Source organism: Corallococcus sp. M7, from assembly GCF_054512695.1.
Map to the genome: position 1 here is coordinate 8333241 of NZ_CM137252.1, position 22301 is coordinate 8355541.

Annotated in this window: 21 protein-coding genes; 11 read left to right on the forward strand and 10 right to left on the reverse strand. The window is 69.7% G+C overall.

Features of this window, described 5'->3' with window-relative positions; all coding sequences use genetic code 11:
• A complete protein-coding gene (locus ACX114_RS33365; protein ID WP_459291361.1) occupies positions 1–873 on the reverse strand; it encodes an oxidoreductase in 873 nt (290 codons plus the stop codon).
• A gap of 97 nt (positions 874–970) precedes the next feature.
• Here ACX114_RS33365 and ACX114_RS33370 point away from each other — a divergent pair, with 97 nt between their 5' ends.
• Together ACX114_RS33370 and ACX114_RS33375 are read left to right on the forward strand one after the other, a co-directional pair.
• On the forward strand, positions 971–1558 hold the full coding sequence (locus ACX114_RS33370; protein WP_459291363.1) for a TetR family transcriptional regulator: 588 nt from the start codon (positions 971–973) through the stop codon (positions 1556–1558).
• Between the two features lie 25 nt (positions 1559–1583).
• A complete protein-coding gene (locus ACX114_RS33375; protein WP_459291365.1) occupies positions 1584–2051 on the forward strand; it encodes a hypothetical protein in 468 nt (155 codons plus the stop codon).
• A 56-nt stretch (positions 2052–2107) separates the two neighbouring features.
• Here ACX114_RS33375 and ACX114_RS33380 read toward each other — a convergent pair whose 3' ends face one another.
• Entirely contained in the window at positions 2108–3487 is a 1380-nt protein-coding gene (locus tag ACX114_RS33380) for a glycoside hydrolase family 26 protein (protein WP_459291367.1), read from the reverse strand.
• Positions 3488–3746: 259 nt separating this feature from the next.
• Here ACX114_RS33380 and ACX114_RS33385 point away from each other — a divergent pair, with 259 nt between their 5' ends.
• Entirely contained in the window at positions 3747–3953 is a 207-nt protein-coding gene (locus ACX114_RS33385; protein WP_459291369.1) for a hypothetical protein, read from the forward strand.
• On the opposite strand, the gene ACX114_RS33390 is transcribed toward ACX114_RS33385, so the two are convergent.
• Entirely contained in the window at positions 3947–4909 is a 963-nt protein-coding gene (locus ACX114_RS33390; RefSeq protein WP_459291371.1) for an AraC family transcriptional regulator, read from the reverse strand. The two genes, ACX114_RS33385 and ACX114_RS33390, sit on opposite strands and share 7 nt — an antisense overlap.
• A 94-nt stretch (positions 4910–5003) precedes the next feature.
• On the opposite strand from ACX114_RS33390, the gene ACX114_RS33395 reads away from it, so the two are divergent.
• Positions 5004–5435 (forward strand): nuclear transport factor 2 family protein, encoded by a 432-nt coding sequence (locus ACX114_RS33395; protein ID WP_459291373.1) that lies wholly within the window; start codon positions 5004–5006, stop codon positions 5433–5435.
• Positions 5432–6280 (forward strand): NAD(P)H-binding protein, encoded by an 849-nt coding sequence (locus ACX114_RS33400; protein WP_459291375.1) that lies wholly within the window; start codon positions 5432–5434, stop codon positions 6278–6280. Before ACX114_RS33395 ends, ACX114_RS33400 begins: the two co-directional genes overlap by 4 nt.
• Positions 6281–6338: 58 nt before the next feature.
• Here ACX114_RS33400 and ACX114_RS33405 read toward each other — a convergent pair whose 3' ends face one another.
• Together ACX114_RS33405 and ACX114_RS33410 are read right to left on the reverse strand one after the other, a co-directional pair.
• Entirely contained in the window at positions 6339–6692 is a 354-nt protein-coding gene (locus ACX114_RS33405; RefSeq protein ID WP_459291377.1) for a hypothetical protein, read from the reverse strand.
• Positions 6693–7028: 336 nt separating this feature from the next.
• Positions 7029–7502 (reverse strand): hypothetical protein, encoded by a 474-nt coding sequence (locus ACX114_RS33410; protein WP_459291379.1) that lies wholly within the window; start codon positions 7500–7502, stop codon positions 7029–7031.
• 156 nt (positions 7503–7658) lie between these two features.
• Here ACX114_RS33410 and ACX114_RS33415 point away from each other — a divergent pair, with 156 nt between their 5' ends.
• The 4 genes from ACX114_RS33415 (at position 7659) to ACX114_RS33430 (ending at position 16248) form a co-directional block, all read left to right on the forward strand.
• Positions 7659–9539: a methylmalonyl-CoA mutase family protein gene (locus ACX114_RS33415; RefSeq protein ID WP_459291381.1), complete on the forward strand. Its 1881-nt coding sequence runs from the start codon at positions 7659–7661 to the stop codon at positions 9537–9539.
• The gene (gene scpA, locus ACX114_RS33420; protein WP_459291382.1) at positions 9539–11725 is read left to right on the forward strand and encodes a methylmalonyl-CoA mutase; all 2187 of its coding nucleotides are present in this window, start codon (positions 9539–9541) and stop codon (positions 11723–11725) included. The genes ACX114_RS33415 and scpA overlap by 1 nt, the downstream gene beginning before the upstream one ends.
• Positions 11722–12705, forward strand: coding sequence for a methylmalonyl Co-A mutase-associated GTPase MeaB (gene meaB / locus ACX114_RS33425; protein ID WP_459291383.1), 984 nt, complete (start codon positions 11722–11724; stop codon positions 12703–12705). The genes scpA and meaB overlap by 4 nt, the downstream gene beginning before the upstream one ends.
• A 75-nt stretch (positions 12706–12780) precedes the next feature.
• Positions 12781–16248, forward strand: a complete 3468-nt coding sequence (locus tag ACX114_RS33430) for a methylmalonyl-CoA mutase family protein (RefSeq protein ID WP_459291384.1) — start codon at positions 12781–12783, stop codon at positions 16246–16248.
• Between the two features lie 51 nt (positions 16249–16299).
• On the opposite strand, the gene ACX114_RS33435 is transcribed toward ACX114_RS33430, so the two are convergent.
• Positions 16300–17475, reverse strand: a complete 1176-nt coding sequence (locus ACX114_RS33435; protein WP_459291385.1) for a hypothetical protein — start codon at positions 17473–17475, stop codon at positions 16300–16302.
• 87 nt (positions 17476–17562) lie between these two features.
• Positions 17563–18303, reverse strand: coding sequence for an SDR family oxidoreductase (locus tag ACX114_RS33440; RefSeq protein WP_459291386.1), 741 nt, complete (start codon positions 18301–18303; stop codon positions 17563–17565).
• A gap of 156 nt (positions 18304–18459) precedes the next feature.
• Here ACX114_RS33440 and ACX114_RS33445 point away from each other — a divergent pair, with 156 nt between their 5' ends.
• Together ACX114_RS33445 and ACX114_RS33450 are read left to right on the forward strand one after the other, a co-directional pair.
• Entirely contained in the window at positions 18460–19383 is a 924-nt protein-coding gene (locus tag ACX114_RS33445; protein WP_459291387.1) for an AraC family transcriptional regulator, read from the forward strand.
• A gap of 97 nt (positions 19384–19480) precedes the next feature.
• Positions 19481–20233, forward strand: coding sequence for a ferritin-like domain-containing protein (locus tag ACX114_RS33450; RefSeq protein ID WP_459291388.1), 753 nt, complete (start codon positions 19481–19483; stop codon positions 20231–20233).
• A gap of 6 nt (positions 20234–20239) precedes the next feature.
• Here ACX114_RS33450 and ACX114_RS33455 read toward each other — a convergent pair whose 3' ends face one another.
• The 3 genes from ACX114_RS33455 to ACX114_RS33465 are packed head-to-tail and all read right to left on the reverse strand — an operon-like array spanning position 20240 to position 22034.
• Positions 20240–20818: a hypothetical protein gene (locus tag ACX114_RS33455; RefSeq protein ID WP_459291389.1), complete on the reverse strand. Its 579-nt coding sequence runs from the start codon at positions 20816–20818 to the stop codon at positions 20240–20242.
• 31 nt (positions 20819–20849) lie between these two features.
• Complete coding sequence (locus tag ACX114_RS33460; protein WP_459291390.1) at positions 20850–21446, reverse strand: hypothetical protein; 597 nt, start codon at positions 21444–21446, stop codon at positions 20850–20852.
• A gap of 48 nt (positions 21447–21494) precedes the next feature.
• On the reverse strand, positions 21495–22034 hold the full coding sequence (locus ACX114_RS33465; protein ID WP_459291391.1) for a hypothetical protein: 540 nt from the start codon (positions 22032–22034) through the stop codon (positions 21495–21497).
• Positions 22035–22301 lie beyond the last annotated feature (267 nt).

The following is a 22301-nucleotide window of genomic DNA, read 5'->3' on the forward strand; positions in this document are numbered from 1 at the left end:
TCACAGGCGCGGAGCCGGGCCTCGGGCCTCCGGGAAGTCGGTGGACAGCGACAGGTCCTTCCACTTCTGGTCCTGGGCCTTGAGCGCGTCCAGCTTCTCCTGGGTCAGCTCGAACGCGTCGCTGCCCAGCACCAGGTGCAGCGGCGGCGACTCCATGGCGGCCACCTGGAGCAGCACCTGGGCCGCGCGGTCCGGGTCTCCCGGCTCCTTGCCCGTTCGCGCCCGCATGTGCTGGGCCACCACGCCCACCGTGGGCGCGTACTCCGGCCGGAAGTCCGGGATGGTCATGGACGCGCCCGCCCAGTCCGTGCGGAAGCCGCCCGGCTCCAGCACCGTCACCTTCACGCCGAAGGGCGCCACCTCCTTGGCCAGCACCTCGGAGAAGCCCCCCACCGCCCACTTCGCGGCCTGGTACGCGCCCAGCCCCGGCGTGGCCAGGCGGCCTCCGACGGACGACACCTGGATGATGTGCCCGGAGCGCTGCTCGCGGAGCACCGGCAGCGCGGCCCTCGTGACGTTCATGACGCCGAAGAGGTTGGTGTCCAGCTGCGAGCGGAAGTCCTCGTCCGTCACCTGCTCGACGGGCGCGAGGCTGCCGTAGCCCGCGTTGTTCACCACCACGTCCAGGCGGCCGAACGCCTCGACCGCGGTCCGCACCGCCGCTTTCGCCTGCTCAGGGTTCGTCACGTCCAGGGCCACCGCGCGGACCCGTTCCCCATAGCGCTCCACCAACGACGACAGCTGCTCCGGCTTGCGCGCCGTGGCCACCAGCCGGTGCCCGGCCGCCAGCACGGCCTCCGCGAAGCTCCGGCCCAGGCCTCGGGAAGAGCCGGTGATGAGCCAGACACGGGACGTCTCAGGGGATGCACTCATGGCGGGGAATCCTTTCAACTAACCAGTTGGTTACATGGATATATTGGGCCCCTGGACAAGGTGCAACCCGGAATGGGCTGGGGCATGGTGGGCGGGCATGGCTGGAGACGCGCAGAAGACCCGGCAGCGCCTGTTGGAGGCGGCCGCGGCGGAGTTCTCGGAGAAGGGCATCGCGGGCGCGCGCGTGGACCGCATCGCGGCGGCGGCCGGCTGCAACAAGGCGCTCATCTATTCGTACTTCGGCAGCAAGGAGCAGCTGTTCGACGCGGTCTTCGAAGCGCACGTGGCGGAAGTGGCGCGCGAGACGCCCATCGACGCGGCGGACCTGCCCGCCTACGCGGGGCGGCTGTTCGACGGCTTCCAGGCCCGGCCACAGGTGCTGCGCCTGGCCACCTGGTACGAGCTGGAGCACGGCCCCTCCGTGGACATCCCGGAGCCTGTCGCGCGCAACAACCAGCACAAGGCGGCCGCCATCGCCAAGGCCCAGAAGGAGGGGCAGGTGTCGAAGCACTTCGCGGCGGACGAGTTGCTGGCGCTGGTGCTGGCGCTGTCCAAGACGTGGGCCTTCCCGCTGTCGTTCTGCGGCTCGGATACCCCGCCCACGCCCGCGGAGATCCGCCGGCGGCGCCGCTCCGTAGTGGAGGCCGTCCGGCTGCTGGTGTCGCCCGTCAGCTCCACTTCGTGAACCACGTCAGGGCGCGGGCTTGAACATGAACTTCCGCCTTCCCTCGAACGCTGGCTACGACCTGCTGGAAGGGAAGGTCCGAAAGGCCATGTCCCTGGACGGAGAACCCTGCCTCCTCCTGGAGCTGCGCATCACCGGAACCGGCTTCCGCAGGGACGTCCACCCCATCACCGGCGAGGTCGTGGACGACTTCGCCATCCGGTTGCCGCAGGTCGTGGTGCTGCGCGCCCACTTCGACGCCCTGCGGCGGGCGCTCCGGCAGTGGCAGTCCACGCAGGAGCCGTTCAGCCTGGACCTGGACACCGGACGCGACATCACCTGCACCGTCGAGGTCCGTCCCCGCTCGGACTCCGCCATCGACCGGTGGAAGCCGGACTTCCTCCTCGTCCACGCGAGCGGGACGGCGCGCATCGAAGTCTCCTTCGAGGTGGACGCCTCCTGCCTGCTGGAGTGGTCCGAGGGCCTGGAGCAGGCCGTGGCCGTTCCCCACTGAGGGCCGCCGGAGGACGCACGCCTCCAGCGGCCGGGGGACGCAAAAGAAGCCGCGCCTCAGTTCACGGTGAACGTCGTGTCGTTGCGGTACAGCAGCGTCTGCGACCAGTCCGCCGTGTAGACGAGCGTGTCCACGCGGTAGGTGCCCGCGCTCAGCGACGTGGGGAGGGTGAACGCGGACGTGTAGCTTCGCGTCTGGCCGGCCGTGAACGCCTGGTTGGTGTACTGCGCGGACGTCGCCAGCGCGGAGCCGTTCGCGTTGCGGATCTCATACTTCACCACCAGCGTGCGCGCGGTGGAGGACGTCACGGTGCCCGTCACATTGAAGGACTGGCCGCGCGTCACCGTCGCCGGGCTCACCGTGGCCTTCGTGGTGGAGAGCTGCGCGGGCTGCGGGTTCCGGTTCGCGTAGAAGGCCTTGAAGGCCGCCGCGGCGTTGGGGAACTCGGTGACGAAGGTGTTGCCGCCGTTGGCGTCCGCGCTGGACAACTGATGGTGGCCGTCCGGCGCCTGGATGTCGAAGTAGGAGTGGTAGCCCACGTTGTTCGCCGGGTCGAAGATGAACGCCAGCATCTGCTGCACGTAGTACGTGTCATCCCCGCCGCCGTTCGTGGCCGCGTCGTTGACGCCCCACTCCGGCACGGACAGCCGCTTGTTGTGGGATTGGGCGAAGCTCTTGAACTTCGTCAGCGCCGGACCGAACTGCGCGTTCCACACCGACTGCCACCGCGTGAGCGCGCACGACCCCGTGCAGCCCGCCGGAATCGGATAGGCGCCGTTCCAGCCCTGGTCGTACATGTCCAGGCCGATGTAATCGACATACGCGTCGCCCGGGTACGTGGCGCTCAGGTCCGCCGCGGAGATGTCGTAGTTCGGGTTCCAGTCGAACTCGAAGCCCGCGTTCGGCTGCTGCGTGCGCATGGCCGTCACGATGCGGCGGAAGCACCCGGCGAAGTTCGCCTGGTTGCCATTGCCGGAGTACCAGGGCATCCAGTTGCCGCTGAACTCCCAGCCCAGCCGGATGATGGTGCCCTGGAGCTCATAGGCCACCAGGTTGGTCGCCAGGTTCTTGAAGCGCTGGTCATACGCACCCGCCGCGCACGACGCGAGCGTCCCCTGTCCGCTGGGGAACATCGCCACCGAGTAGTTGAAGCGCCGGCCCGCCTTGGCCTTCACCCACGTGCGCCACGCACCCAGCTGCCAGCCCGGGTTCTCGATGTTGCCCCAGGAGTCCTTCGCCTGGTGCCCCTGGCCCATCTTCACGTCGAAGCCCAGCCAGGTGGAGTACGCGTTCACCGCGTTCGGCTGCGAATACACCTCGCCCCGGTACACGCCCGTCAGCGGATCCGCCGAAGCAGTCATTCCGGCACACAGCGTGGACACCACGGCCAGGGAAGAGGTGACGGAGAAGAACAAGCGATGGAGCCGCGGATGCATGGGAGACACTCCTGGAGGGGGAAATGAGACCTTCCAGATTATGCAGGATTTCCAGCCAACAACTCCAGACTCCACTCTCCGTCAGGGGCTGTCAGGACACCCTGACAGACGCGGTGCTGACGTGCTGCGACACATTGCACGGAATATTGAGACCCATCGCGAAGCGGTTTAGCTTCGCAATGACTCTCAACCCGGAGGACACATGCGCGGAATTGTTTCAGCGTTGATGTTTGGGCTGCTCGTTGGTTGTGGTGGCGGCATGGAGCCCGAGTCCGTGGATGACACGACGAACCCGCCGGCGTCCGACGTCAACGCCTCGGTGTTGCTCGAGTGCGACGTGTTGGATGGCATGTCCTGTCCCTCGACCGGGGCCAACCCGCGCACGTGTATCCGCCCCGGGGGCGTGGGCCATGCCTTCTGCTATTGCGACGGGGAAGGGTACGATTACTGGCGCTGCTATTACTGAAACCGAGCTTCGCCGGTTTCACGGTCCGTGGGCGTACGCCGATACGCCCCGGGCCCCACGCCCCAGCGGCGCTTGAAGGCCTTGCTGAACGCGGGCCCGCTTTCGTAGCCGGCGCGCTCGGCGATGGTGTCCAGGCTGTCGTTGGATTCACGCAGCCAGCGCGCGGCGCGGATCATCCGCCAGTTGGCCAGGTAGTGGAGCGGCGTCTCTCCCACCAGCGCATGGAAGCGCGCGGCGAACCCGGAGCGTGACACGCCCACGGCCCGGGCCAGTTGCTCCAGCGTCCATGGAGTGCCGGGCTGTTCGTGCATCAATGCGAGCGCGTTCCCGACCGCGGGATCCGCCAGTGCCTTCCATCCCGCCTGGCCCCCTTCCCCGAGCGCCGTCTGGGACCGCAGCGCGTGGACGAGCAGCACGTCCGCCAGCCGGCCCAGCACCAGTGAGCTGCCCGGCCCCGGCTGGGCGGTCTCCGCGGTGATGAGCTGCACGCTCGCTGCGAGTGATGGCGTCCCCTGCCCCTCCTGCGTGGACAGGCGGATGATGGAGGGAAAGGCCCTCAGCAGCGGATGCGAGGGGTCCGCGCCGAACTGGAAGCAGCCGGTGATGAGCGTGGTGATTGGCCCGGTTCCACCCAACCGCGTGGCGGGGGGACGGAGCATCTGCGGCGGGACGAAGTCGCTCGCGGCGGGGGCGCGGCGGCCGCCGTCATCCAGCACGTGCGCGGGCGCTCGGGGCAGCAGCACCACGTCTCCGGCGGACAGGAACACCGGCTTCGCCGTGTCCTCCACCTGGAGGCGCAGGCTCCCGCGCGCCACCACGTAGAAGGACGCGTTGGCCTTGCGGGGCATGCGCACCGCCCAGGGCGCGCCCAGCTCGAAGCGGCCGAAGAGCAGCGTCTTGAACCGCAGCGTCTCCAGCACGTCGGAGACCACGTCGGTCTTTCCGTCCGGAGGCATTGGACTTGGAGACAGTTCTTTTGGACGCAGTGACATGGAGCGTCCATAACGAAAGGCCTATTCCTGGTCCATCACCTCTTGCTGGAGGCCGCACATGGACCGCACTTCCCCTGACCTGTCCCGGCTGATGGACGCCCACCTGGCGCTCATCGCCACGGACGTCGAGCGCTGGCTGGCGCTCTTCTCGGACGACGCCGTCGTCGAGTTCCCCTACGCCCCCTCGCTCGGCAGGCCTTCGCGGCTGGAGGGCATCGCAGCCATCCGCGCCTACTTCGCGCCCATCACCACGCACTTCCAGGGGCTCACCTTCACGAACGTCCGGCGCTACCCGGGCGAGGACCCGACGACGGGCTGGCTGGAGGTCCACGGCACGGCGACGCTGCAGCCCGGGAACATCCCCTACGAGCAGGACTACGTGATGCGGGTGCAGGTGCGTGACGGCCGCATCGTGCACTACCGCGAGTACTGGAACCCGCTGGCCGCGCCCCGCGGCACCTTCGAGTCCTTCACCCGGGAGCAGGCATGACACGCGTCCTCGTCATTGGAGCCGCTGGCAACACGGGCCGTCCCATCGCGCAAGGGCTCACGGCGGAGGGCTTCACGGTGCGCACCGCCACGCGCGACACCCAGCCGCCCGCCGCCACCGCCGAGCACGTGCGCTTCGACTGGGCGGATCCATCCACGCACGGGGCCGCGTTCGAAGGCGTGGACCGGATGTATGCCCTGGCGCCCGCACTGGTGGAGGACCCTTCCGTCCTCATGACCTCCGTCCTGAAGCACGCGCTGGCCGGCGGCGTGCGGCGGGTCGTCCTGCTCTCCTCGTCCGTCGTACCGGAGGGGGGCCCGGGGCTGGGACAGGTGCACCACTTCCTGCGCACGCACGCGCCGGAGTGGGCCGTGCTCCAGCCGTCCTGGTTCATGCAGAACTTCATCAGCCCCGGCCACCACCACGCGGCCAGCCTCCAGCGCGACGGCACGCTGGTGACGGCCACCGGCCAGGGCCGGGTGGGCTTCGTGGACGCGGCGGACATCGCGGCGGTGGGCGTCCGGGCGCTGGCGGATGCGAAGTCGCATGACACCGCGCACGTCATCACCGGGCCCCAGGCGTTGGGCTACGACGACCTCGCGGCCATCCTGTCCCGGGTGTCGGGCCGTTCCATCCGGCATGTGCACGCGACGCCGGAGGAGGCACAGCGGCACCTCCAGGACTCCGGCATGCCAGAAGTCTACGCGCGCTTCCTCACACAGCTCGACATGCTCATCCGCGACGGCGCGGAGGACCGCGTGACGGACACCGTACAGCGGGTCACCGGCCGGCCGCCTCGGGACTTCGAATCCTTCGTCCGGGCCCACCCGAACGTCTGGCGTTGAGCCCATGCCCCCAAGGAGACGCGCCACCGCCCGGGCGACGGGCGGCGGCGCGGACGGCTCAGGTGCAGTACTTCGGATAGCTGGTGTTCGGCAGGCAGACCATCACCTGACCACCGTTGCAGCCGCACCAGTTGGACGTGCACTGCGAATCGCTGGTGCACGCCGTCCAGTTGCCACACTGCTTCGGATACGTCGAGTTCGGCAGACACACGCGGGTCGTGCCCCCGTTGCAACCACAGCGATTGGAGATGCAGTCCGAGTCTCCGCTGCACGACGCCCAGTTGGGCTGCAGCTCTGACTCCACACTGCCCACCTCCACGTCGGACGTCGTCTCCTCCGACGCCATGTCCATGCCGCCGCACGCCAGCAACGGCAACACCAACAAGGCCAGGAACAGGCTTTGACGCTTCATCACATCGCCTCCATGCAGGGGTGACGTCCCAGCCCGCTTGGGATTGCGATTGCCGGGACGCCTGATCCCTACCAAGGCCAGAAATACGCGTCAAAGCCGCTTAATTTGATTCAATTGCATTAACCGGAGAAAATTCCATCTCCCCGGGCCGGAAGTGTTGGCCAGGCCCCGAGCCCATCACCCTCCAGGCCCATTGCCTTCGGGATGCTTGCGCCCGAGGTGCTCGCCGCCTTGTCGCTCCATGCAGAGTGCGCCGGACGGCCTGGCCCGCCGTGATGCTGTCTGGAGGCAACCTGCTGACGGACGGCGCCGCGCTGACCGCCCGCTCGCGTCGAATCATTCGCCCGGCGCCACGCCGACGTCCGGCGTCGGGTCCGTGGCGGAGCGCAGCGTCTCCTCGCCCATGACCGCGACGAAAAAGAACGCCGCCAGCGCCAGCACGGAGCCGACGATCATCATCGGCAACTTCATCCAGAAGGGCGTGCGGTCCCACGGGCGCCCCGTCAGGAGGCCCAGGAGCCCCGCGATGAAGTAGGCCGCCCCGGCGAAGAGCGTGGGCACCAGGAGGAACTGGGCCCACTCCGCATGGCCGCGGATGCCCAGCCACCCCAGCCCGCCGACGAGGAGTGCGCCCAGCAGGACCAGCCCCACCCCCTTCGCCAGCGAGCGCAGCGCGCGCAGGCGCACCTGGCCCGGCGTCAGGGCGCCCCCCGCGCTGCCGGTGTCGGCGGCCAGCCGCTTCACGCTGCCCACCAACGGGTGTTCTTCCGCCTCGGGGGCGGGCGGAGGGGAGTGCGTCGGGAGGGACATGGCCCCGGAACCTAATGGAAGGCGGAAGTCCGGCTCCAGCGCCTGCCTCGCGGATGACACGGCGCGTCCGCTCCGGGGGACACCTGGAGGAGTCCGCTGGACAGCCCCTTCACCCTTCCGTTGCCCCGGGCAGGGCAATGCGCCTATGGGAGGGGCATGGCTGACGTGCCTCTTACCGCAGCGGACTTCCCGCCCCCTTCCGTCGAGGAGTGGCGCCGGCTGGTGGACAAGGACCTCAAGGGCAAGCCCTTCACGGTGCTCCAGTCGCCCCTGGAGGGCGGCCTGTCCCTCCAGCCCCTCTACACGCCCCAGGACGCCCCGGCGCCCTCGGAGCCGCCCGGCGTCGCACCCTACGTGCGCGGCACCCAGCCCCTGGGCCACACCGAGGGCGGATGGCTCCTGTGCCAGGAGTACGCGGGCCCGGACGTGGCCGCGACCGCCGACGCGCTCCGCGATGACCTGGAGCGCGGCACGCAGGGCGTGTGGCTGCTCCTGGACGCGCCCCACGGCCTGGACGTGAAGGACGAGTCCACGCTCGCGCGGCTGCTCCGGCACGTGCCGCTGGAGCGCACGCCGGTGCACCTGGAGCCGACCGCGGACGTGCTGCGGCCTGCCTCCCTGCTGCTGGAGGTGCTGGCGAAGAAGGCCGGCGCCGCGAAGCAGTCCCTGCGCGGCAGCCTGGGCATCGACCCCATCGCGGCGCTCGCGCGGCATGGCGCTTCGAAGGTGGACGTGGCCCGCACGCTGACGGAGGCCGCGCCCCTCGTCACGTCGCTGCTCAAGGACGCGCCGGGCCTGCGCGCGCTGCTCGTGTCGTCACGCCCCTGGGCGGACGCGGGCGCCACGTCCGTGCATGAGCTGGCCTGGAGCATCGCCACCGGCGTGGAGTACCTGCGCGAATTGGAGCGCGCGGGCGTGTCGCCGGGTGACGCCGCTCGGTCCATGCAGTTCGCCCTCTCCGTGGGCGGGCAGTTCTTCCCGGAGATTGCAAAGCTGCGCGCGGCGCGGCTGCTCTGGTCCAAGGTCGTCGCCGCTTCGGGTGGCGCGCCGGAGTCCCAGGCCATGGCGCTGCACGCGCGCACGGCCAGCGCCACCAAGACGCGGCGGGACCCGTGGGTGAACATCCTGCGCGGCACCGCGGAGTCCTTCGCCGCCGTCGTCGCGGGCGCGGACAGCGTGAGCACCGCCCCCTTCGACGAGCCCCTGGGCACGCCCGACGAACAGAGCCGGCGGCTCGCGCGCAACACGCAGCTCATCCTGCGTGACGAGTCCAGCCTCAACCGCGTCGCGGACCCCGCGGGCGGCAGCTACTACCTGGAGCAGCTCACCGGCGAGTTCGCCCGCGCGGCCTGGACGGAGCTCCAGCGCATCGAAGCGCTGGGCGGCATCTCCCGCGCCATCGCGCAGGGCGACGTGGCCCGCGTGCTCACGGAGACGCGCACCGCGCGCGACAAGGCCGTGCGCACGCGCAAGCTCCCCATCGTGGGCGTCAGCGAGTTCCCCCACCTCCACGAGGCCCCCGTGCAGCGCGAGGCCCGCGCCGCGGCGCCCGCGCAGGGTGAAGGCATCACCCCGCCCCAGCCCGTCCGCGTGGCGGAGGCCTTCGAGTCCCTGCGCGACGCGAGCGACCGCTACCACGCGGCGCACGGCGTGCGTCCCCGCGCCTTCATGGCCAACCTGGGCACCGTGGCGGAGCACACCGCGCGCGCCACGTGGATCGCCAACGTGCTCGCCGTGGGCGGCATCGAGCCCAGCGAGCACCACGGCTTCGCGGACGCGAACGCCGCCGCGGAGCTGTTCGCGAAGGCGGGCACGACGCTCGCCGTCATCTCCGGCCCGGATGCCCTCTACCCGGAGGCCGTGCCCGCCTACGTCGCCGCCCTCAAGGCGAAGGGCGCCCGCACGGTCGCCGTCGCGGGCCGCCCCGGTGAACACGAGGCCGCCTTCCGCGCGGCCGGCGTGGACCTGTTCCTCTACGCGGGAGCGGACCTGTTCCAGCTCCTGAAGACGCTGCACACGCAGCTGGGAGTGGCCTGATGCGCCCCACCGTTCCGGACTTCTCCCGCGTCGCCTTCGACGCCCCTGAAACCCAGACGCCCGCGTCCGTGCTGGAGCAGCAGCGCGCGAAGGCGGGCCAGGCCACGGCCGCCGCCGAGCGCTGGGACACGCCCGAGGGCATCCCGGTGAAGCCGCTCTACACCCGCGAGGACCTGGAGGGCGTGGCGCACCTGGGCTCGCTGCCGGGCCTGCCTCCGTTCGTGCGCGGCCCGTACTCCACCATGTACGTGCAGCAGCCGTGGACGGTGCGCCAGTACGCGGGCTTCTCCACGGCGGAGGCGTCCAACGCCTTCTACCGCCGCAACCTCGCGGCCGGGCAGAAGGGCCTGTCCATCGCGTTCGACCTGGCCACGCACCGGGGCTACGACAGCGACCACCCGCGCGTCGCGGGTGACGTGGGCATGGCGGGCGTCGCCATCGACTCCATCAAGGACATGCGCATCCTGTTCGACCGCATCCCGCTCGACCAGATGAGCGTGTCGATGACGATGAACGGCGCCGTCCTCCCCGTGCTCGCGCTCTACGTGGTCGCGGCCGAGGAGCAGGGCGTGAAGCCCGAGCAGCTCAGCGGGACCATCCAGAACGACATCCTCAAGGAGTTCATGGTCCGCAACACGTACATCTATCCGCCCGGCCCCTCGATGCGGATCATCGGGGACATCTTCAAGTTCACGGCGGAGCGGATGCCGCGCTTCAACAGCATCAGCATCAGCGGCTACCACATGCAGGAGGCCGGCGCGACGCAGGACCTGGAGCTGGGCTACACGCTCGCGGACGGCGTGGAGTACGTGCGCGCGGGCCTCGCCGCCGGCCTGGGCGTGGATGCGTTCGCCCCGCGCCTGTCGTTCTTCTGGGCCATCGGGATGAACTTCTTCATGGAGGTGGCCAAGATGCGCGCGGCCCGCCTCCTCTGGGCCCGCCTCATCAAGGGCTTCAACCCCAAGAGCGACAAGAGCCTGGCGCTGCGCACCCACTGCCAGACGTCCGGCTGGAGCCTCACCGCGCAGGACGTCTACAACAACGTCGTGCGCACCTGCGTGGAGGCCATGGCCGCGACGCAGGGCCACACCCAGAGCCTGCACACCAACTCGCTGGACGAGGCCATCGCGCTGCCCACGGACTTCAGCGCGCGCATCGCCCGCAACACGCAGCTGTACCTCCAGCTGGAGAGCGGCACCACGCGCGTCATCGACCCGTGGGGCGGCAGCTACTACGTGGAGCGCCTCACCCACGAGCTGGCCCAGAAGGCGTGGGGCCACATCCAGGAAGTGGAGGCGCTGGGCGGCATGACCAAGGCCATTGAAGCGGGCCTGCCCAAGCTGCGCATCGAGGAGGCCGCCGCGCGCACGCAGGCGCGCATCGACTCCGGACGCCAGGCCATCATCGGAGTGAACAAGTACCCGCCGGAGCGCCCGGACAACATTGAAATCCTCAAGGTGGACAACTCCGCCGTGCGCGAGGCGCAGATTGCCCGCCTGCGGGAGCTGCGCGCGGAGCGCAACGCGGAGGAGGTCCGCCGCCGCCTGGACGCGCTCACCGAGGCGGGCCGCCGCAACGAGGGCAACCTGCTGGCGCTGGCCATCGACGCGGCGCGGGCGAAGGCCACCGTGGGTGAGATCAGCGATGCCCTGGAGAAGGTCTTCGGGCGCTACGAGGCCACCGTGCGCGGGGTGACGGGCGTGTACTCAGCGGAAGCAGGACAGGCGCAGGGCATCTCCGAAGCGCGGGCGAAGGCGGATGACTTCCTGGCGCGCTTCGGCCGCCGGCCGCGCATCCTCATCGCGAAGATGGGCCAGGACGGCCACGACCGCGGGCAGAAGGTCATCGCCACCGCGTTCGCGGACCTGGGCTTCGACGTGGACATCGGCCCGCTGTTCCAGACGCCCGAGGAGTCCGCGCGCCAGGCGGTGGAGAACGACGTGCACGTGGTGGGCGCGTCGTCGCTGGCCGCGGGCCACCTCACGCTGGTGCCGCAGCTCAAGCACGCCCTCAAGGCCCTGGGCCGCGAGGACATCATGGTCGTGGTGGGCGGCGTCATCCCGCCCCAGGACTACGACGCGCTCCGCGCCGCCGGCGCCGCCGCCATCTTCGGCCCGGGCACCGTCATCGCGAAGGCCGCCATCGAGCTGCTCGACAAGCTGGCCGCCGAGCAGGAGGCGGCGTGAAGCCGCTTTCCGCGGACACCTACGTGGACGGCGTGCGCGCGGGCGACAGGGCGGTGCTCGCGCGCGCCATCACCCTGGTGGAGAGCGAGCATCCGAAGCACGCCGCGCTCGCGCAGGAGGTCCTCACGCGGCTGTTGCCCCACACCGGCAAGAGCCGCCGCGTGGGCATCAGCGGCGTGCCCGGCGTGGGCAAGAGCACCTTCATCGACGCGCTGGGCATGCACCTGGTGGGCAGCGGCCAGAAGGTGGCGGTGCTCGCCATCGACCCGTCCAGCACCGTGACGGGCGGCAGCATCCTGGGCGACAAGACGCGCATGTACCGGCTGGCGCGCGAGATGGCCGCGTACATCCGCCCCAGCCCCTCCAGCGGCACGCTGGGCGGCGTCGCGCGCAAGACGCGGGAGACGCTGCTGCTCTGCGAGGCCGCGGGCTTCGACGTGGTGCTGGTGGAGACGGTGGGCGTGGGCCAGTCCGAGACCGTGGTCGCGGACCTGGTGGACTTCTACCTGGTGCTGATGCTCGCCGGCGCCGGTGACGAGTTGCAGGGCATCAAGCGCGGCATCCTGGAAGTCGCGGACATGGTGGCCATCAACAAGGCGGACGGCGACAACCTGCCGCGCGCCACGCGGGCCCGCGCGGAGTACCGCGCCGCCCTGCACCTGATGCGCCCCGGCGCGGAGCCGGTGGTCACCACGTGCAGCGCCATGGAGGGCACCGGCATCGACACGCTGTGGGCCTCCGTGGTGGACGTCATCGCGAAGCGCGAGGCTTCCGGGGAGCTTTCGCACCGGCGCACCCAGCAGCAGGTGGGCTGGATGTGGGCCATGGTGAACGACGGCCTGCGAGCAGCCCTGCGGGCGCACCCCGAGGTGGCCGCCCTGGTGCCGGTCCTGGAGCAGGCCGTACGCGAAGGACGCGCGACGCCCACCTCCGCCGCACTGCGTGTGTTGGGCGCATTCCTGCCGCAATCGCAGGCCTGACCAAGCGCGTCGTCCAACGGGCAACGCCTGTCTCAATCGCTTGCCGGGCCTGCACCGCACTCCTAGTGTACGCCCGTGCGACACCCCCAACCGAACACCGCTCCCCAGCCGTACCGGCCCCGCCACCACGTCCGCATCGTCACGGCCGCCAGCCTCTTCGACGGACACGACGCGGCCATCAACGTGATGCGCCGCCTGATGCAGTCCTCCGGCGCGGAGATCATCCACCTGGGCCACAACCGGTCCGTGGCGGAGATCGTCGACTGCGCCATCCAGGAGGATGCCCAGGGCATCGCCCTCACGTCCTACCAGGGCGGCCACGTCGAGTACTTCAAGTACATGATCGACCTGCTGCGCGAGCGCGGTGCGAACATCAAGGTGTTCGGCGGCGGCGGCGGCACCATCCTCCCCACCGAAATCGACGAGCTGCACAAGTACGGCGTCGCGCGCATCTATTCCCCGGACGACGGCCGCGCCATGGGCCTGCAGGGGATGATCGACGACCTCATCTCCCAATGTGACTTCGAGAAGCGCCCCTCCGACTTCAAGGGCCTGCTCAAGGCTCCCCTGCCCCGCGAGCCGGAGCGCATCGCGTCGCTCATCACCATCGCGGAGAACTTCGCGGACGCGGGCGAGGAGCTGCGCGCCGCGCTGAAGACCGCGGGCACGGACGCGCCCCGGGTGCCCGTGCTGGGCATCACCGGCACGGGCGGCGCCGGCAAGTCCAGCCTGGTGGACGAGCTGGTGCGCCGCTTCCTGGCGGACTTCCCGGACAAGACGCTGGCGGTGCTCTCCGTGGACCCGTCCAAGCGCAAGTCCGGCGGCGCGCTCCTGGGCGACCGCATCCGCATGAACGCCATCGACAACCCGCGCGTCTACATGCGCTCGATGGCCACCCGCCAGAGCAACCTGGCCCTGTCCCGGCACGTCGCCCACTCCATCGAGGTCTGCAAGGCGGCGGGCTTCGACCTGATCGTCGTGGAGACCTCCGGCATCGGGCAGTCGGACACCGAAATCACCGAGCACTCGGATGTGGCGCTCTACGTGATGACGGCCGAGTACGGCGCGGCGACGCAGCTCGAGAAGATCGACATGCTCGACTTCGCGGACGTCATCGCCATCAACAAGTTCGACAAGCGCGGGTCGCTGGACGCGCTGCGCGACGTGAAGAAGCAGTGGAAGCGCAACCACAACGCCTTCACCCTGGCCGATGACGCGGTGCCCGTGTACGGCACCATCGCGTCGCAGTTCAACGACCCGGGCATGAACACGCTGTACCGGGCCATCATCGACGCGCTGGTGAAGAAGACGGGCGCGAAGCTGGACAGCCGCTTCCAGCTCACGCCCGGCATGAGCGAGAAGAAGTGGATCATCCCCCCGGAGCGCACGCGCTACCTGGCCGAAATCGTGGAGGCCTGCGAGGGCTACGACGGCTTCGCGCGCGAGCAGGCCGCCATCGCCCGGCGCATGTACCAGTTGCACGGCACCATCCAGGCCCTGCGCCAGAACGTGGGGAAGAAGAAGCTGGAGATCGTCGAGCCGAAGAGCGCGGACGACGTGGTGCAGGTGACCGAGCGCGTGGAGGGCGAGCCCGCGTACCTGGGCGACCTGGTGGCGCTGTACCAGGACCTGGAGAGCCGCCTGCACGCGGACTGCCGGCGCCTCTTGGCCGAGTGGCCCGCGACGAAGAAGCGCTACGCCGCGTCCAAGTACCAGTTCCAGGTGCGCGACAAGGTCATCGAGCTGGACCTCATCAGCGAGACGCTGTCGCACCTGCGCGTGCCCAAGATTGCCCTGCCCAAGTATGAGGACTGGGGCGACATCCTGACGTGGCTGCTGCGGGAGAACGCGCCGGGCGCCTTCCCGTTCACCGCGGGCGTCTTCCCGCTCAAGCGCGAGGGCGAGGACCCCGCGCGCATGTTCGCGGGCGAGGGCGGCCCGGAGCGCACCAACAAGCGCTTCCACTACGTGTCGCGCGGCCTGCCGGCGAAGCGCCTGTCCACGGCGTTCGACTCGGTGACGCTGTACGGCGAGGACCCGGACCACCGGCCGGATATCTACGGCAAGGTGGGCAACTCGGGCGTGTCCATCGCGAACGTGGACGACGCGAAGAAGCTCTACTCCGGCTTCGACCTGGCGGACCCGTCCACGTCCGTGTCCATGACCATCAACGGCCCGGCGCCCATGCTGCTGGGCTTCTTCCTCAACGCCGCGGTGGATCAGCAGTGCGAGAAGTGGATCCGCGCCAACGGCAAGGTGGAGGAGGTCGAGAAGAAGATTGAAGCGCTCTACCAGGAGCGGGGCCTGCCGCGTCCGCGCTACCAGGGCGAACTGCCCCAGGGCAACGACGGGCTGGGCCTGCTGCTGCTGGGCGTGTCCGGTGACGAGGTGCTGCCGGCGGACGTCTACGCGAAGATCCGCGCGTCCACGCTCCAGGCGGTGCGCGGCACGGTGCAGGCGGACATCCTCAAGGAGGACCAGGCGCAGAACACCTGCATCTTCTCCACGGAGTTCGCCCTGCGCGTGATGGGCGACATCCAGCAGTACTTCATCGACCAGAAGGTGCGGAACTTCTACTCGGTGTCGATTTCCGGGTACCACATCGCGGAGGCCGGGGCGAACCCCATCTCCCAGCTGGCCTTCACGCTGGCCAACGGCTTCACCTTCGTCGAGTACTACCTGTCGCGCGGGATGCACATCGACGACTTCGCGCCCAACCTGTCGTTCTTCTTCTCCAACGGCATGGACCCCGAGTACGCGGTGCTGGGGCGCGTGGCCCGCCGCATCTGGGCCAAGGCCATCCGGGACAAGTACGGCGGCAACGACCGGTCGCAGAAGCTGAAGTATCACATCCAGACGTCCGGCCGTTCCCTGCACGCGCAGGAGATTGCCTTCAACGACATCCGCACCACGCTGCAGGCGTTGCTGGCGCTCAACGACAACTGCAATTCGTTGCACACGAACGCCTACGACGAGGCCATCACCACGCCCACGGAGGAGAGCGTGCGGCGCGCGCTGGCCATCCAACTGGTCATCAACAAGGAGTTCGGCCTGTCGAAGAACGAGAACCCCAACCAGGGCTCGTTCATCATCGAGGAGCTGACGGACCTGGTGGAGGCCGCGGTGCTCAACGAGTTCCGCGCCATCTCCGAGCGCGGCGGCGTGCTGGGCGCAATGGAGCGCATGTACCAGCGCTCCAAGATTCAAGAGGAGTCGCTCTACTACGAGACGCTCAAGCACGACGGGACGCTGCCCATCATCGGGGTGAATACCTTCCTGGACCCGAAGGGTTCCCCCACGGTGACGCCGCCGGAGGTCATCCGCGCGACGAAGGAGGAGAAGGACTACGCCATCACCGCGCGTGACGCCTTCTGGAAGCGCAACGCGAAGACGGCGCCCGCGGCCCTGGAGGCGGTGCGCCGCGCGGCCCTGGACAACGGCAACGTGTTCGGCGCGCTGATGGACGCCTGCAAGGTCTGCACGCTGGGCCAGCTGTCCCGCGCGCTGTACGAGGTGGGCGGACAGTACCGGCGCAACATGTGATGCGTGCGCCACGGTCCCGGGCGGATGTCCCGGGACCGCGGCGTGGGTTCATCAAGGGACGTTCACGCCCAGGTCTTCAATCTGGAGGGTGTAGTTCCCCTCCACCCAACGCGCGGGCACGCCGGGATTGCTGGACACGCTCACGAAGTGCGTGGCCTGTGACGCCGTGAAGGTGGTCTTCGTGCGGTCACCCGGCTCGCTGGTGAACGCGCCGCCCGGGACGGCATGGCGCACCTCGCAGGGCTTGCCCCCATCGATGGTGCACGACGCCCGGTAGGAGTGACCGGCCACGACGCCCAGGGCGAAGACATCCGTGTCCCCAAGCATCTCAATCTTCGCCTGCACGGACGTGGTGCCCGCCGCGAGCACGGTGGCGGTCTGCATGGTGTCGCCGTGGTCCTCCGCGCCCTTGTCGTTCAAGACGCAGGTGTACGGCTGGGGGTGGGTGCTGTCCTGCTGGTCCTTGATGGACGCGTAGAACATGCCTCCCTGCGACTTGAAGGCCGTGGCGGCCTGGGTCTCCGTGAAGGTGGAGTTGTCGGTGACGCCGTAGCGCTGCCCGCGCGAGTTGATGATGGAGAGGTCCCAGTAGGGCGTGGGGAAGGTGCAGTCGAGCGCGTAGACGTTGCCCGCCACGGACTGGAAGGAGAGCAGATCCCGTTCTCCCCAGTGCTCACCGCGCCCCACCAGGGCCTGCGCCGAAGGCGCATAGGGCGTCGCCGTGGCGAACAGGTCCCCGTGGTCATCCGGCCCCATGTCCACGAAGCGGAAGGAGAAGGGCGCCACGGGGGCCTCGGAGTACTCGGAGAACCATGAGACCTCCACCGTATGGACGGCGCCCGCCGTGAGCCCGGACCAATGCCACGCATAAGGGGTGGAGCTGACGCCCCGGTTCGGGATGCCGTAGTCGAGCGTCTTCCCTGCCCCGTCCCGCATCTCCATGACGTAGCCATCGGAGCCGGTCTCGACGATGAGGTCGTAGTGGCGCCCGGCCTGGGGCACGAAGGCGAACCGGAGCGGCGTCTCCACGCCTGCCCAGGTCATGGAGTGGACCTCCGTCGCGGACGGCGTCAGGAGCGTATGGCCCTCTGGAATGACAGGCGGCGGCTGCTCCGAGCCGCCGTCGGTCCCGGCGTCCGAACCGGCGTCGACGGTGGTGCCCGCGTCAGGGGTGGGCTCGTCGTTGGAATCACAGGCGCCCAGCGTGAACAGACAGGCGCCGAGCATGAAGGCAGACAGGGAACGTTTCAGGATGGGCATACCTCGGAAGGGACGCCCACCCTATGCGACGCCTGACGCCCCGCCAATCCACTCTCAGTAGGGGCTCGACGTGGGGCGGATGATGATCTCACTCACGTCCACGTCCGCCGGCTGGCTGATGGCGTAGCCGATGGCGCGCGCGATGGCGTCCGCCGGAATGGCATCCTTGCGGAACTCGCGCATGTACTCGCGCGACGCCGGGTCGCTGATGCTGTCCGCCAGCTCCGACTGGGTGACTCCGGGCGAAATCACCGTCACCCGGATGTCCGCGCCCACCTCCTGGCGCAGCCCCTCGGAGATGGCCATCACCGCGAACTTCGTGGCGCAGTACACCGCCGCCGTCGGGCTCACCGCGTGCCCGCCAATGGAGGACAGGTTGATGAACTGCCCCGACTTCTGGCGCTTCATCACCGGCAGCCCCGCCGCGATGCCGTGCAGCACGCCCCGGATGTTCACGTCGATCATCCGGTTCCACTCGTCCAGCTTCAGCTCCTCCAGCTTGGACAGCGGCATCACCCCCGCGTTGTTGATGAGCACGTCCAGCCGCCCGAACTCCTTCAGCGTGAAGTCCACGAAGCCCTCCACGTCCTCGCGCTTCGTCACGTCCAGCGGGCGGTAGCGCACCTCGCCGCCCTTGCCTCGCAGCTCGCCCGTCAGCGCCTCCAGCCGGTCCGCCCGGCGCGCGCCCAGCACCACCTTCGCCCCCTGGCTGGCGAGCAGGCGGGCTGTCGCCTCGCCAATGCCGCTGCTCGCGCCCGTGATGGCCACCACCTTGCCCTGGATGTCCGTCGTCATCGCTTGCGTCCTCGCTCTTGGGCCCGGCGCGAAGAGGGCGCCGGGGATGAGGGCACCCTCTCAAGAAGCGCGGCGATGGCGGTATCCGGATGCTCGCGGACTCTTGCCCATTCCTGCACGGACACCGCGGCCCCACAGGAGTTATGACTGACGCGCATGCCGACCGACCTGAGCCCGCACCTGTCCGAGCTGGCGACACTCCTGGAGCGCCACACGCCCATGGACGGCATCCACGCCACCGCCATCCCCCGCATGGTGCTCATCCGCGCCTCCCAGCCCTCCACGCCCCTGCACGCGCTGCAGGAGCCGGCGCTGTGCATCGTGGCGCGAGGCCGCAAGCAGGTGCTCCTGGGCGACGAGCTGTATGTCTATGGCCCGGACCAGTGCCTCGTCGCGTCCGTGGACCTGCCCGTCACGGGGCAGGTGGTGGAGGCCTCTCCGGACGCGCCCTACCTCTGCTTCCGGTTGGACCTGGAGCCCGGGCAATTGGGCAGCCTGATGATGGAGGCGGCGCTGGACGCGCCCGGCCCCACGGACATGGTCCGGGGCCTGGCCCTGGGGCCGGTGGGCGCGCCGCTGCTGGACGCGACGGCGCGGCTGGTGCGGCTCTTGGACACGCCGCGAGACATCCCCGTGCTCGCGCCGCTCGTCATCCGCGAAATCCTCTACCGCCTGCTGACCGGCGAGAACTCCGAACGGCTGCGGCGCATCGCCGTGGCGGACAGCCGCCGCGAGTCCGTCACCCGCGCCATCCACTGGCTCAAGGAACACTACGCCGCGCCGCTGCGCATCGAACGGCTGGCGCGCGCCGTCCACATGAGCCCGTCCGCGCTCCACCACCACTTCAAGTCCGTCACCGCGATGAGCCCGCTGCAGTACCAGAAGCAGCTGCGGCTCCAGGAGGCCCGCCGCCTGATGCTGGCCCAGGCCATGGACGCGGCCATGGCCGGCCACTCCGTGGGCTACGAGAGCCCGTCCCAGTTCAGCCGCGAGTACAGCAGGATGTTCGGTGCACCACCTTCGCGTGACATCGCGAGGCTGCGGGAGTCCCTCGCCTCCGCCCCAACGGCGATGCGCTAGTCCCTGGGGCCGATGGCCGACCCGGCGCATCGTTTCCACTTTGTGCCCCCCTTCCGGGGCCATCGCACCGGAAGGCATCCCTGGTGGGAGGGGCGCGATGTCATCTGGTGAAGGCGGAGACTGGGGACTGAAGCACACAGCGGCACAACTCACCGCCGAGGAGCTGGAGCAGGTGGCCCGCGAGGAGCCGCTCCGGGACTCCGCCCTGCCGCCCTCGGGCAGCGCCGTGCGGTTCCTGCGGGTGAACCTCATGCGCATCGCGGGACACCTGGGCGAGCTGCACCTGCCGGACTTCCAGGAGATGGTGGGCCCCGCGCTCCAGGCCGTGGAGGGCCCCACGCCCCTGCTCTTCGTCGCCCAGCTGCGGGAGCGGCTCGCCTTCGAGCGGACCAGCTCACGGCTCTACGCGGGCCTGCTGGTGAAGACGCATGCCCTGGGCAGCTACCCGGGAGGTCCCACGCCGGAGCGGCTGGTGGAGCTGCACAACCAGGAGCTGGACCACCTGAACCTCATCCGCGAGTGCATCTACCGGCTCGGCTTGGACGCGCCCCAGCTGATGGCGCACGGGGACAGCGCGGATCCGCGGCCCCATGGGCTGCTGCGGGCCGTGGACGACCCGTGCGCCACGCTTCCGGACGCGCTGCGCGCGGTCCTCATCTCCGAAATCCTCAACAACGCCGGCTGGGCGATGCTCGTGGACCTGGCCCAGGAGCTGGGACCGCCCGACCTGGTGGACGCCTTCCGCGAAGTGCTTCGCGAGGAGACGCTCCACCTGGAAGAGGTCACCACCTGGGTCGCCAACCTGCCGGAAGACGCCCGCATCGCCGACGCGCGGGCCTCCGCCAGCTGAGGCGCTTCAGCGAGCCACGGGCCGCCTGCGGGCGACGACCTCCCGCACGGTGGCGATGAAGGCTGGCTTGTCCGCGCTGCCCTTCACCCCGTCGAAGTCCAGGTCCAGGTTCTCGGAGATGGCCCGGAGGTACTCCAGACAGGGCTCGTCCTCGGGCGTCTTGCCTTCCGCGAACAGCGGATGGCAGACGGGGCAGTAATTGACCACCCAGACGCGCTCGCCCTCTGGAATCTCCAGCGAGACGGGGCTGCCGTCGCTCATGTCCTCTTCGTACGGCTCGATGCGCCAGACGCCCGTGGCGTCATCGGCGCCCATGAGCAGCTCCCGGTAGTTGAGGCTGGGGACGAACTCCCACTCGCCCCAGTCATAGCCGTAGGCCTGCGTCCGCGTGCGGCGGGCGCGGCCCCGGGCCTTCTCGAAGTCCTCCGCGTCCTCCGGCGCCTCGTCGGCGGCGAAGAAGAACAGGTCCAGGAGGGCCTCGTCGTTGCCAAAGCCCTCCTCCTCGCACTCCTCGCCGGTCTTCTCACCGCACACGAAGGACGAGGGGGGACCGCAGACACTGCATCGGTAGTCGTGGACGCCCATGGATGGAGGTTACCAGCCCCGGCGTCGAGGCTCAGTCGTCGTCATCGTCGTCACCGTCGCCGACCCCGTCCAGCCAATCGCCGTCGTCGGTGTAATACCGGTCGGTGATGTTGAAGGTGCACGTCAGCTCGCCGCCGTCCTCGTAGTGGTAGACGAAGCGGCCCTGGGCCTGGCCATCCCCGTGCACCAGCCGCTCCAGCGTCAGGGTTCCCTCCACCGGGACGCCGGTGACGGAGGGATAGCCCGGATGCCCCGGGCCGAGGAATGCGTACCACTCGAGGAGCCGCGATGGATCCTCGGGCACCAGGGCTTCCCCCTCCCGCCGGAGCTCCGCGGTCCAGGTCCCGGCGGTCACCGTGGGCTCCCCCGCGATCAGCACGTTCACCCCGAAGTGCGTCAGCTCCGGGGCGCCGTCCGGCGAGTACTCCAGGTGGAGCTGCGTGCCCTGGGCCCCGTCCTGGAGGGAGTACGCGGACATCACGGCGTTGACGTGGATGGGCCACACCACGCTCCGGTCGCCGTACGGGCCCCGGCATTCGCCCTCGGGTCTGGGAACGGAGTCACAGGCGGTGATGGACCATGCGCAGGCCAGCCATGGCAGCGCGGTGCGGAACAAGGGTCGGAGCATCCGCCCATCCTAACCAGGACCCCCACCCGTCCCGTCAGTCCCACCGCGTCATTCCCCGGAAGCCTCCAGGACGTCGAAGGTGCACGTCAGCTCGCCGCCATCCGCGTAGCGGTAGACGAAGCGCCCCTGCGCGGCCCACGGCGACACCTCGTCCAGCGTCACCGAGCCCTCCAACGGAACGCCGGGCACGGAGAGGTACCCGGTCTCCTCTCCGATGTTGCCCACCCACGCCGTCACCAGCGACGGCTCCGCGGGCACCAGCCGGCCCTGCCGGGAGAAGAGGTTCACGGTCCGGTCCGCTTCCACCCGGGCGTCCTCCACCAGGTGGATGTCCACGCCGAAGCCCTCCAGGACCGGCTCGTCCTCCGGCGTGTAGTCCAGGTCGATGAAGGTGTCCGGCAGCTCGCCCTGGACGGCGCGGTGCACCAGCGAGGACTGCTCCTCGATGGGCCAGCGCACGCGCCGCCCCTGATGCGTTCCCCGGCACTCTCCCGTGGCCCTGGGGAACTCGTCGTCCAGCCAGAGGCAGGAGGAGAGGCAGAGGGCGCAGGCCAACAGCGGCGGCACGACGCGCGGCGGAAGGGACATGGCCTGCATCCTATCCGGAGGACCGTGGACATGTCGGAGCCCGGGCTCCCTGCAATTCCTGTCATCCCCTACCGGCACGGAGGGTGGGATGACGCGCCACGGGTGAGCATGCTATGAGCCTGCCGCCGTCTGGCTTTGCCCTTCGCGGTCCGCTCCCGTCAGACGTTGTCTCCCCGGTCGTTCCACCATCCACATCCATCATTTCCCGCCCGGGGGGAGGCGTGGGGCCGTGGGCCCTTCGTGGGCTGCCTCCGGGTTCGTGCCTGG